The 11,846-nt window shown below is 65.9% G+C and carries 9 protein-coding genes; 4 read left to right on the top strand and 5 right to left on the bottom strand.

Annotated elements, in window-relative coordinates:
- The first annotated feature begins 80 nt into the window (after positions 1 to 80).
- From aroA to GEV06_20390, 3 genes are all read left to right on the top strand, one after another.
- A complete protein-coding gene (gene aroA / locus GEV06_20380) occupies positions 81 to 1,412 on the top strand; it encodes a 3-phosphoshikimate 1-carboxyvinyltransferase (protein MPZ20249.1) in 1,332 nt (443 codons plus the stop codon).
- Positions 1,413 to 1,495: 83 nt separating this feature from the next.
- Positions 1,496 to 1,993, top strand: coding sequence for a shikimate kinase (locus GEV06_20385; protein ID MPZ20250.1), 498 nt, complete (start codon positions 1,496 to 1,498; stop codon positions 1,991 to 1,993).
- A gap of 124 nt (positions 1,994 to 2,117) precedes the next feature.
- The gene (locus GEV06_20390; protein MPZ20251.1) at positions 2,118 to 2,861 is read left to right on the top strand and encodes a metallophosphoesterase; all 744 of its coding nucleotides are present in this window, start codon (positions 2,118 to 2,120) and stop codon (positions 2,859 to 2,861) included.
- Between the two features lie 83 nt (positions 2,862 to 2,944).
- Here the strand turns inward: GEV06_20390 and GEV06_20395 are convergent, their stop codons facing one another.
- Positions 2,945 to 3,778 carry an alpha/beta fold hydrolase gene (locus GEV06_20395; protein ID MPZ20252.1) on the bottom strand — a complete coding sequence of 278 codons (834 nt, stop codon included), beginning with the start codon at positions 3,776 to 3,778 and terminating at the stop codon, positions 2,945 to 2,947.
- Positions 3,779 to 4,109: 331 nt separating this feature from the next.
- A complete protein-coding gene (locus tag GEV06_20400) occupies positions 4,110 to 5,210 on the bottom strand; it encodes a hypothetical protein (protein ID MPZ20253.1) in 1,101 nt (366 codons plus the stop codon).
- A 276-nt stretch (positions 5,211 to 5,486) separates the two neighbouring features.
- Between GEV06_20400 and GEV06_20405 the strand changes: the two genes are divergently transcribed.
- Positions 5,487 to 8,873 carry a hypothetical protein gene (locus GEV06_20405; protein MPZ20254.1) on the top strand — a complete coding sequence of 1,129 codons (3,387 nt, stop codon included), beginning with the start codon at positions 5,487 to 5,489 and terminating at the stop codon, positions 8,871 to 8,873.
- 531 nt (positions 8,874 to 9,404) lie between these two features.
- Here the strand turns inward: GEV06_20405 and GEV06_20410 are convergent.
- From GEV06_20410 to GEV06_20420, 3 genes are all read right to left on the bottom strand, one after another.
- On the bottom strand, positions 9,405 to 9,785 hold the full coding sequence (locus GEV06_20410) for a CcmD family protein (GenBank protein MPZ20255.1): 381 nt from the start codon (positions 9,783 to 9,785) through the stop codon (positions 9,405 to 9,407).
- A 7-nt stretch (positions 9,786 to 9,792) separates the two neighbouring features.
- Positions 9,793 to 10,452, bottom strand: coding sequence for a cytochrome C assembly protein (locus tag GEV06_20415; GenBank protein ID MPZ20256.1), 660 nt, complete (start codon positions 10,450 to 10,452; stop codon positions 9,793 to 9,795).
- 63 nt (positions 10,453 to 10,515) lie between these two features.
- Positions 10,516 to 11,846 (bottom strand): ATP-binding cassette domain-containing protein (locus GEV06_20420; protein ID MPZ20257.1); only part of this gene is annotated, 1,331 nt, incomplete at its 5' end.

Consider the following 11,846-nt stretch of genomic DNA (forward strand, 5'->3'; position numbering starts at 1 on the left):
TGAGATGGGTGGGTCAAGATCAGGATTCACCACTCGAGACTCAGAGCTCAAAACTCAAAGCTCAGAAAACAGGGATATTGATGTCAGTTGAGTTTCAAGCATGGACGACCGTGTCGCCTGCCCGCCGGGTGGCGGGCGAGGTACGCGTGCCGGGTGACAAGTCCATTTCCCATCGATACGCGATTCTTGCCGCGCTGGCCGAGGGTGTCACCGAGATTCGCGGCTACGCACCGGGTGCCGATTGCGCCTCCACGCTGGCGTGCCTAGCCCAACTGGGCGTCGAGGTGAGACGCCTCGAGGCGCCGCCGGACAACCGGAGGCAGCACTCCGGCCCGGTCATTCAGATCATCGGGCGAGGCCTGCGCGGACTGCAGGCTCCTGAGCGGCCGCTCGATGCCGGCAATTCCGGTACGGCGCTTCGCATGCTGGCCGGGGTCGTGTCTGCGCACCCGTTCGAGACGACGCTCACCGGAGACCAGTCGCTACGCCGGCGGCCGATGACACGCATCGTGCGCCCACTCCGCCGGATGGGCGCCCATGTGGAGGCGGTCGACGGCCGGCCGCCGCTGGTCGTGCGCGGTGGCGATCTTTCTCCCATCGACTACACGCCGGAGACCGCCAGCGCCCAAGTGAAGACCGCCATCCTGTTGGCCGGACTCCAAACGCCTGGCAGAACGACCGTGCGTGAGGTCGCCGCAACGAGAGATCATACGGAGCGGGCCCTCCGCACGTTCGGCGCCCGAGTCGACGCTGACGGTCTCGTCATCAGGCTCGAGGGCAAGCAACCGCTGCGCGGTCGGGCGGTGCTCGTACCGGGTGACGTCTCGTCGGCGACGTTCTGGGCCGTTGCGGCGGCCGCGCTGCCCGGCTCGGAGATCACCCTCGATGAGGTTGGCCTGAACCCCTCACGGACGGCGATCGTTGGTGTGCTCGAGCGCATGGGCGCGCGCGTGGCGCTCGTTCCGCACGATTCGCGTACGCCAGGGGAGCCCGTGGGACGCGTGCGCGTCGCACATGGAAGCCTTCTGCCCGTGGAGATCGGCGGCGAGGAAGTACCAGGTCTCATTGATGAGCTGCCTGCACTCGCGGCGCTTGCCACCTTTGGCGGTGCCCTGCGCGTGACGGGCGCCGGCGAGCTCCGGACCAAGGAGAGCGATCGGATCACAGCGCTCGTGTCGGGGTTGCGCGCCCTCGGCGCGGATGTGGACGAGCTGCCGGACGGCTTCGAGGTTCGCGGCAGCCGGCCGCTTGCTGGCGGCACGGCAAACGCGTGCGACGATCACCGGCTGGCCATGGCGTTCGCCATTGCCGCGCTCGGCGCGCGAGCCCCTGTGGTCATCCAGGGCGCAGACGCCGCGGATGTCTCGTATCCGGGCTTCTTCGCAACGCTGGAGTCGCTGTGCGAGTTTTGAGTGTTGAGTGCTGAGTCCTGGGTCCTGTTTCCTGCTCCCCCAGTTCCTGATTCCCGACTCCTGATTCCCGATCCCTGAGTTCGATGGTGGACAAGATTTATCTGGTCGGTTTCATGGCGGCGGGCAAGACGACCGTGGCGCGGCTGCTCGCCCGGCGTCTCTCGTGGCGCATGGTGGACCTCGATGCGCTCATCGAGGCGCGGGAGCGCTCTTCGGTGGCAGACATCTTCGCCAAAAGCGGTGAGCCGTATTTCAGGCGGATCGAAAGTGACGTCCTCCGCGCGCTCTTGCCGGAGAGACACACCGTGGTGGCCGCTGGCGGCGGCACCTACAGCCTGCCAGCCAACCGTTTGGCGATGAACGCGGACGGGCTCGTGATCTGGCTCGACGCACCGCTCGACGAGATCACAGCGCGGTTGCCAACCGACGGGAGCCGTCCCTTGGTTCAAACCCGTGCCCAGCTGGAGCAACTCTACCTCGCGCGCCGTGCCTTATACGCGGACGCACATATACAGCTCGACACGCGCGGGAAAGCTGCCGAGGAGCTCGTCGAGTGGCTGCTCGACCACCTCGACCTCTAGCCCTGTTCGGCTCGCGTTACGTAAACGTTGTACATCCCCAGGGGGGTGTGCTCGTAAGGAGACCCACGGTCCTCGGTCCCGTCCGCCAGGGCGGGACATGCCCTTTTATTTCTTTCAGTTTCACATGCGTTATCTCGTTTTGAGCGACCTCCACGCCAACCTCCAGGCGCTCGAGGCCGTGCTTGCGGCAGCGCCGCCCCGTTCCTACGACTGCTTCCTCGTCCTCGGTGATCTCGTCGGCTACGGCGCCGACCCAAACGTGGTCATCGAACAGATCCGCGAGCTCCGGCCCGATGCGGTGATCCGCGGGAACCACGACAAGGTGGCAGGGGGACTACTCGCGCCCGAGACGTTCAATCCTGCCGCCCGCCAGGCAGTCGACTGGACCATCGAGGCGCTCGACGCCCCCAACCGCGATTACCTGCGCGCATTGCCCGCTGGGCCGCTCGTGTTGGATGAGCGCATCGAGCTCTGGCACGGTGCGCCGGATGACGAAGACTTCTACATCTTCACGCTGGAAGACGCCGAGCACGCCGCGTACCTCCTCCGTCGTCCCATCGGCCTGTTCGGCCATACGCACGTGCAAGGTATCTACCGGTTCCCGGGCGAGACCAACGGTGTTCGATACGTGCGCCCGGATGCCGAGGGACGAGTCGCACTACCGGAGGACGGTCGAGTGCTCATCAATCCCGGCTCGGTCGGACAGCCGCGCGACGGTGACCCGCGCGCCGCCTTCGCCATCGTCGACACCACCGCCGGCGTCGTCGATCTCCGCAGGGTCCCCTACGCCATCGCCACCGCGCAAGCGCGGATTCTCGAGGCCGGCCTGCCAGCGAGCTTGGCGACACGGCTGGCGATGGGAAGGTAGCGGCGGCGGAGAAAGGTCGACGAGGGATCCAGGGACCGAGGGATCAAGGGATCAAGGGATCAAGGGATCAAGGGATCAAGGGATCAAGGGATCGAGGGATCAAGGGATCGAGGGATCAAGGGATCAAGGGATCGAGGGACGGAAGGTTCGAGCTCCTGGATGAATGCCACGAGGTCGACCGCGACGCGCCCAGGGTCCTCCCAGTGAAGTCCATGCCCCGCGCCGCGATGGACGATGAGCCGTGCGCCTGGTATGGCGGTGCGCAACGCCTCCTGATCCTGCCGCGGGGACAAGCCATCCTGGTCGCCCCAGAGAATCAGCGTCGGTGCCGTGATCGCCCCAGCGCCCGGGAAGTCCGGGGTCTCGAGGAACGCCTTGAACGTCTGCCGCCACACCTGCGCCGGCACCTTTAGGCTCTCGCGCACCACCGTCTCGAAATACGCCGGTTCGACGTCGCGCGCCAGCGTGCTCTTCTGGAACGCTCTGACGAATGCCGGGGCCACCGGATCCGTTAGCGTCGACACGGTGGAGTCCCACAGCTCCTGCACGGTGGCGTGACCGCGTAGAGTGGTGAACACGCCCATCAAGACGAGTCCGAGCGTGCGATCGGGATGATCGATCGCAAAGCACGTGCTCCTCCGCGCTCTTGGCACTGGGCGTGGACGCCGGCTCGCGATCGCGCTCTCCCCCTGCCCGCAGCATGCGCGATGAGGTGAGCGCGATGTCGGCCCGCGCCCACGCCTTGTCGAAGCGGGCCCGCACAGCCCGTGCCTCATCGGCCCGGCCCTGCGCCTCGAGACTTTGCCACAGACCGAAGAGCGACCATCCGGTCTCGCGGAAGCGCTCCAGATCCTCGCGATACGCCTTCTCCGCCTGGCGCGGTCGCGCAGCCTCCAGCAACAACGCGCCGAGCACATGCCGCGTCGGCTGATGCCAGACCGGCGGGCTCGTTGTAAGGGATGGTGTCCTCAATCGTGACGGCTTCTGACACGAGCGCGATGGCCTTGTCCATCTTCCCCGCGCGCGCCGCCAGCTCCCCTCGAACGATACGGCTGGCAATCTCCAGATTGGTGAGCAGTGGCAGATCCTTCAGGGTCGTCCGAAACGCTTCATGATTCATCACGGTCGCCAACAAAGCGACCTCCGCCTGCGCGCGAACCGCCTGGTTCCGCGCCACGAAGGCAAGGCCGCGCGCATAGTGCCAAATGCCTGTGGCGTACGGCTCGGAAGCGGGCGGCTTTGGCTCGGTCAGCATCTCCTGCCATCGGCCAAACCGTACGTAGGCGAGCCACGGCGTGACCGGGAAGTCGGCGGTCCATGCGAGCGCCCCGGCGTGATGATGCGGCACCTTGGTGGCCACCCGGCGAGCGGCATCGATGGCCACCGCGCCGCGTCCCTCGAACGTTGCCGCCGCCCACAGAAAGTGGAGGTTGTGCGGGTAATAGCTGACGGGAGGCCCTGCCTCTGGCACTGAGCCAGGTAATCCTCGTCGGCGGCGATCGCCCGTCGGTTGATGTCGGCCGCATCGGCATAGCGGCCCACGGGGATGTAGATGTGCGACGGCATGTGAACCACGTGGCCTGCAGCGGGCATCAGCGAGCCGAGACGGTCGGCGCTGGCTTCCGCGCGCTCCGGCATCTCGGAGGCTTCGAGGAGGTGGATGTAGTAATGATGTGCGCCCGCGTGGTCACGATGATTTGCGATCACGTCTTCCAGCACGCTCATCAACGTGGCCGTCTCCGCCTTCGGCGAACCGTCCTTCTGCCAGTAGTCCCACGGCATCGTGTTCATCACGGCGTCTGCGTAGAGCGTCTGCACATCCGGATCCCGTGGATGCGCCGCGGCTACGCGGGCCATCGCGGCCGCGTAGGCATGATCGAGCGGCACGCGGGGCGCCGTTGGATCCGACGCGAAGCGTGTGGCCAACGCCTCCACCAACGCCCGTTCTCGCGGGCCCGCTTCGTCCAGCGCTCCGCTCGCCGCCGCGACGGCCTGGTGTGCGAGCGTGGCATTCTCGTCGGTCAAGGGCGCGTTGAGGTTGGGGGCCAGCGCCATGGCCTGACCCCAGTACGCCATCGCCAGGTCAGGATCCAGGCGCGCCGCTTCCTGGAAGGCGCGTCGCGCCTCCTGGTGGTTGAACGCGTACAGGAGGCGCAGCCCCTGGTCGAAGAAGGCCTGCGCCTTCGGGTTGACGGTAGTGACCTCCATATGCAGCGTGCCGAGGCCGCGAAGCTCCGGCGCCAGAGGCCGGTCGGATGCTCGAGCGATGGCCGGCACGAGGACGACGAGCGACGTGAGCGTCAAAAAGACGAGGACATGGCGTCTATTGGGAATTCGCAGTGATGACATTTGATACTCCTCCCTGTCTGACAGAGATCCCCCGCATTCATGGATCTGGGCGTGAGGGCGCGCCTTACGGTGTGAGGCGCTACATCCGCCCGCGGCAAGAAGGGATGCCCGCGACGAAAGGTTCTACCTTGACACGGGCCCCGAGAGCGAGATAGGTATTACCTGTTAAGGCTACACGTTTTCTGCGGGGCCGTTGATCTGCCCGCTTTGCTGGATTGGTCTCGATGGCCGGGAGCGAAAGGTTCGTCCGGCACAGGACCACGATTTGGAGGAGGGATGACCATGTCCACGCGACTCTCGCGTTCAGCTCGGCGTTGCTTGCGTCTGATCGGCGGTGCCGCGGCTGCCGTCGCGCTCATCGTCGCCGCTCTGGCCCCGGCCGAGGCGCAGGTGCTCTACGGGTCCATTGTGGGCAACGTCAGGGATTCGAGCGGCGCGGCGGTCCCAGGCGCGACGGTTGTCATCACGCAGCAAGGCCGCAACCTGACCCGTGAAACGGCGACCGACCAGCAGGGGAGCTACACCTTCTCGACCGTACCGACTGGGCCGTATACGGTTCGGGTCACGCTCGATGGCTTCCGCACGTTCGAGCGCGAGCAGGTGCCGGTGACGCTCAACTCGGTCGCCCGCGTCGACGTCACGCTCGAGGTCGGTGCGCTGGCCGAGACGGTCATGGTGGCTGCCGACACGCCGCTCCTCCAGACGGATCGCGCGGAGGTCCGGGCGGAGATCAACGCCACCGAGCTCGAGAACCTACCGGTGCCGCTCGGCCGCAACTACCAGCAGCTCTTCAAGTATCTCCCGGGCTTCACGCCACCCGACGACGCCCACTCCGTGCCGTCCAACCCGTCGCGCGCGCTCGTCTTCAACGCCAACGGCGCGAGCCGTAGCAGCAACAACACACGGATCGACGGCGTGAGCACGACCAACATCTGGCTACCCCACGTCGCGGCGTATGTCCCGGCGCTCGAGTCGCTCGAGACGGTGAACGTGGTCTCCAACAGCTTCGACGCCGAACAGGGGTTGGCGGGTGGCTCGGCGATCAACGTGCAGATCAAGAGCGGCACGAACGAGATCACCGGCTCGGCGTTCGAGTATCACCACAACGAGAACCTGCGATCGCGCGATTACTTCGCGCCGCCCGGCACCGACAAGGGCGACTTCTCGTACAACCAGTTCGGCGGCACGCTCGGCGGGCCGCTCGTCCGGAACAAGCTGTTCTTCTTTGGGAGCTACGAGAGCACCCTCGACCGCCAGACGGTCAACTCCATTCGAGATGTCCCGACCGACGCGCTGCGGCGGGGTGATCTGTCGGCCTCCCCAAACCCGATCTACGACCCCCTGACCGGCAACCCCGACGGATCGGGACGCACACCGTTCCCAAACAACCGAATCCCAGCCGATCGCATTCACCCCATTGCGCAGTGGTTCATCGACCGCGTCCCGGGCGCCAACTTGCCGCGCGAGGATGGGACGATGCCCGAGACCGACAACTACTTCGTGCAGGCGCCGTACAAGTTCGACCGGTGGACGGTCGATAGCAAGTTCAACTGGAACGCCACGGACCGTCTGAACACGTTCGTTCGCTACAGCGTGCTCGACTTCTATACGGAGAACGAGACGGTGTTCGGCGAGGAGCTTCAAGGACCGCCCATCGGCGGTGGCAATCCGGGCATCGGCTCGGGCAACACGTACAACCTCTCAGCAGGCGCCACCTACACGGTCACGCCGAACTTGGTCGTCGATGCCAACGTGGGCTGGGTCCGGATGAACGCCGGCGTCGAGATGTCGAACATCGGCGTCAACGTCGGGCGTGACGTGCTGGGGCTGCCAGGCACGAACGGCACGCGGGACTTCGAGGGCGGCATGCCGCGATTCGACGTCTCGAGTTACACGGGCTACGGGACGACCGAGAACTACATGCCCTACTACCGGAGCGACGATCAGATCCAGTACGTGCTGAACGCGACCTGGATCAAAGGCAGCCACAGCTTCCGCTTCGGCAGTGACATCTACTACCAGGCCATGAACCATACACAGCCGGAAATCAGCGGCGGCCGGGGTGCCCGCGGCAGTTTCGAGTTCGGGTCCGGGCCGACGCAGATCCTGGATGGCCCGTCGGGCACCAATTTCAATTCCTGGGCGACGTTCCTGCTCGGCTTGCCGGACACGACCGGGCGCATCCTCGAGGTGGACGCCCCGTACACGACGCGAAATTGGCAGTACAGCCTCTACGTCCGCGATCAGTGGCGGCTGGGCCCGAAGCTCACGCTGTCGTTGGGCACACGCTGGGAGTACTTCCCCATCCCGCGCCGCGCGGACCGCGGCCTCGAGCGCTACAACCCCGAAACGAACATGATGGAGATCGGCGGCGTCGGATCGGTGCCGATGGATCTCGGTGTCAAGGTCAGCAAGATGATGTTCGCGCCGCGGCTGGGCCTGGCGTGGCGGCCAACTGAGAAGACCGTCGTGCGCGCCGGGTATGGCATCACGAACGATCCGTACGCGCTCGCACGGCCGATGCGCACGAACCATCCCGTGCTGCTCAGCCTGGTCGTGCAGGCGCCGAATGCGTACTCGTTCGCCAGCCGGCTCGAGGACGGCATTCCCGAGATCCCGGCGCCGGATCTCGGCAACGGCATCATCCCGGTGCCGGCGAACGTGTCCACGGTGACATTGCCGGACGAGTTCGACCGCGGGCACGTCGAGTCGTGGAACGTGATCCTCCAGCACGAGCTCGGGGCAGGCTTCGTGGGCGAGGTGGGCTACATCGGCACGCGCCAAGTGGACCAACTGGGCACCCGTGAGCTGAATTGGTCGCCGATCGACGGCGGCCGTACGGGCCGTCAGCTCTTCGGCGAGTTCCAGCGCGATGCCCAAACGCGGCTCGTCGCGCCCCTCGGCAACAGCGACTACCACGCGCTGCAGTCGGGCCTGAAGCGGCGCTTTGCCAACGGCCTCCAGCTCCAAGCCAATTACACCTGGTCGCGCTCGATGGGCATCGCCGGCAACGATAACAGCGACGGCACCCCGCGCATCAACATTCCGGAGTTCTACCATCTCAATCGGGCGCTCTCCGGCTTCGACCGCACCCACGCGTTGCACATCCTCGGCGTCGCCGAGCTCCCGTTCGGCACGGGCCGCCGCTGGCTGAACAACGGCGGTGTCGCGTCGGCCCTCCTCGGCGGGTGGCAAGTGAACAATGCCGTCAGCTTCTACAGTGGGACGCCGTTCAGCGTCCAAGCCTCTGGCACGTCGCTCAATGCGCCTGGCAACGCACAGATGGCCGATCAGGTCAAGCCCGAAGTCGACATCCTCAACGGGATTGGCGAAGGCAATGCATGGTTCGATCCGTTGGCCTTCGCGCCCGTCACGGAGCCACGCTTCGGCAATGCCGGCTACAACTCGATGCGCGGGCCTGGCTACGGCAATTGGGATCTCGGCGTGTTCCGGGTGATCAGCGTCGGCGGTCGGCGCACGCTGGAGCTACGCTTCGAGGCGTTCAACGTCCTCAACACGGCGCACTTCAACAACCCGGGGGCGAACGTCTCGAATCTCCTGCTCAATCCCGATGGGTCGGTTCAAGACTTGAACGGCTTCTCGGAAGTCACCAGTGCTTCCGGCGAGCGCCTCATACGGCTCGGCGTGCGCTTTGCGTTTTGACGTGATCCTGTCGCGGCCATCTTCACGCCGGTCGGCACAAACGTTGTGCCGACCGGCTCTCGGTCCGGACCGCAGTTCGGCGCCTGCTCGGCATCACGGCCAGTATAATCGATAATCGAGTGATAACAGCGGTTGGCCAGCCGGCCCAATAGCGGAACGATGTGTTTCACTCCAGGTTCGAGAGACCAACGGTCATGAATGCGCGCGATCGTAGGTCAGCGCCTGTCACCTGGCGCTTGCCTCAGCCGCTCCTCGCGGCGGCGGAGCTCGGCGCGGTAGTGGTCCGCAGCGGCGCGCGAGCCGAGAATCCAACCGATGACGATGCCGATGAGGAGAACCGCCGGGATGAAGATGAAGTGACCGGCGGTCATGTTGCTGAATTCAGGCATCGTACCGCCTCCCGCCGGGTGACAGGGTGACAGGTGATTCGACGATTGGGAGGTTCGCGAGCGGCCGCCGCTTCTGCCGACGCGGGACCATTAGGCCGCGCGCTACGCACGCTCGAGCACCCCCTCACCTTGTTACGCCCGGTTACACATCCCCCTTTGCTCGAAGGGCCTCGCGAAGCTCCTGCTCGACGCGGCCCAGGCGTTTCCAGAGGCGCCAGACGTACGCAAGCACCACCAGCCAGGCAATGGCATAGGCGCCTATGAGGAAGGGGGCAGCGGGCAATTGCTCTTCGGGCGGCAGCTCGCTGACGGGAACGAACTCGTCCTGCGCGGGAGGCGGTTGAGGCCGTTCAACACCCGAAGCAGCGTCGCCTGCTTGCGCCATGCCAGGCTCGGAGGCCTCGAGTGCGACGGTCGGCTGCGCCGCCAGCAGCAGAGTCACGCCAGACATCGCCACGAGCCCCAGGCACAGGCACAGGCACAGGCACAGGCACCACCGGCGCCTCATCGATTTCATCGTCATCCACTCCTCACGCTTCCGAGGTGCGCATCACATCGTCCAAGAGCGCCTCCTGCTCGGCGATGCGTACTCGCGTCGCCAGTAGGGCAACGAACAGAAGTAGGAACGCACCGGCGCACCACCAGAGCGGCCCCATCATCGCCGGCACCAGCGACGGCACCACGGTTGTCTTCGGATGCAGCGTGCGCCAGAGGTTCGCCGACAAGTACACGAACGGGACGTTGACCATCCCGAACAGCGCCACGGCGGCGCCCAATCGCTCCGATCCGGGTCCACCAAACCGGCGCAGCAGCCCGTAGGCGGCAAAGATCATCCAGAGCACGAGCGCCGAGGTGAGCTTCGCATCCCACACCCACCACACGCCCCACACCTTGCGCGCCCACATCGGACCGGTCAGGAGTCCGATGGCGCCAAAGAGCAGGACGAGCTCCGCCGCGGCGTTCGCCACATGGTCGGCAGATGGCCGCCGCGTCCAGAGGAAACGGACGCTCGCGATGCCGCACACGAACGTCGCCAGAAACATCACGATCCAGGACGGCACGTGGAAGTAGAAGATCTTCTGAACCAGCCCCATGGTGGACTCATAGGGCGCGGCGGCAATGAAGAACGGCGCGAGCATGAACATCACCAGCGCAAGCACGAGCGCCCGTACCGCGATCCGATTCAACACCGCAATCCCCTCCAAGATGTCCCGTTCACCTGTCCCCCACTCACCTGGTCACCCGCTCACGCCCTACTCCGTCATGACGGCGTCGAACGTCCAGAGGGCGAGCGTGACGAATACCGTGTCGAAGAATATCAGCATGGCGAGCCAGGTCACAGCCATCGCGTCGCCGCGTGTTGGATCGACCACCGACAACGTCCCGCGCACACCGGCAATCAGCACCGGCACCGTCATGGGATAGAGCAGGATTGGCAAGAGCACTTCGCGACTTCTGGCCCGCGCGAGCATGGCGGCAAAGAGCGCGCCCACGGCCGCAAACCCAAGCGTGCCAGCCGCCAAGAGCGCGGCGAGCAGCCATGGCCGTGGCACAGCGCGCACCTGGAAGAACAGCCCAACCAGCAAGACGACCACGAGCTCCACGGCAGCCATGAGGACGAGAACGCCGCCGAGCTTCCCGAGATAAATCGCGGCACGCGAGACCGGCGCTAGTAGCAGCCCCTGGAGCGTGGCGTTTGCCCGCTCCCGCTCGAACAGGCGGCCGAGCGCTAGTGTGCCGGAGAACGCGAGCGCTATCCAGAGAATGCCGCCGATCGCTCCTTGCAGAGGACGCCCCTCGTCTACGAAACCAAACGAAAAGACGAGGACGCACGCGACGGCAAAGAACACAGTGGTCGCCAAGATCTCACGGCTGCGCGTCTCGATGACCAGGTCCTTCCGTAGCACTTGCCAGACCACTCGGAAGAACGCCGCAGCCGATCCGGTCGCGCGAGGCGCAGAGACGCTCGGTGCAGGAGTGCTGCTCGTCCGCCGGCTCGCGGCTTGTCCGCCGTAGCGGCGATCCGCCGTCGGCTCCGGGCCGCGAAGGCGGAAGCCCGAGGGCGGAGGTGCAGCGGGGCTGGGCTCACCGTGGACGACCTGTGCATAGTGCACACGCAATGCGGTGCCCGGAGCCTCGACGACCGTAGCGCGCCCCGCGCGAAGAATCACGGCGCGATCGAGCATGCCATCGACGAGCTCGAGGTCGTGCGTCGCCACGATCACGCCAACACCAGCGGCGCGTAGGTCTCGTATTCGCTCCACGAGCCGCGCCGTCGACGAGTCGTCGAGGCCCGTGAACGGTTCGTCCAGCAGGAGAAAACGGGGCTCGTGAACAACGGCGCGCTCGAACGCGAGACGCTGACGCATTCCCCGGGAAAAGCCGCTCACGGGATCGTCGGCACGCTCGTCGAGCCGCGCCGACGCAAGTCCGGCCTCGGCGCGCGCTTCGACATCACTGGCGCCGTACAGTTGGGCGAAGAAACGGAGGTTCTCGCGTGCGGTCAGCTCCGGATAGAGACACAGCTCATGGCCGAGCACGCCAAGATCGCCACGAACGCTGGCCGTGGCGTCAGGGCCTTCCG

The organism is Luteitalea sp. (genome assembly GCA_009377605.1).
Classification (GTDB): Bacteria; Acidobacteriota; Vicinamibacteria; order Vicinamibacterales; family Vicinamibacteraceae; genus WHTT01.

Coding starts and splice junctions, on each gene's coding strand:
- aroA (MPZ20249.1), top strand. CDS start 81: ATGTCAGTTGAGTTTCAAGCATGGACGACCGTGTCGCCTGCCCGCCGG.
- GEV06_20385 (MPZ20250.1), top strand. CDS start 1,496: ATGGTGGACAAGATTTATCTGGTCGGTTTCATGGCGGCGGGCAAGACG.
- GEV06_20390 (MPZ20251.1), top strand. CDS start 2,118: ATGCGTTATCTCGTTTTGAGCGACCTCCACGCCAACCTCCAGGCGCTC.
- GEV06_20395 (MPZ20252.1), bottom strand. CDS start 3,778: ATGTGCTCGGCGCGTTGTTGCTGGAGGCTGCGCGACCGCGCCAGGCGG.
- GEV06_20400 (MPZ20253.1), bottom strand. CDS start 5,210: ATGTCATCACTGCGAATTCCCAATAGACGCCATGTCCTCGTCTTTTTG.
- GEV06_20405 (MPZ20254.1), top strand. CDS start 5,487: ATGACCATGTCCACGCGACTCTCGCGTTCAGCTCGGCGTTGCTTGCGT.
- GEV06_20410 (MPZ20255.1), bottom strand. CDS start 9,785: ATGACGATGAAATCGATGAGGCGCCGGTGGTGCCTGTGCCTGTGCCTG.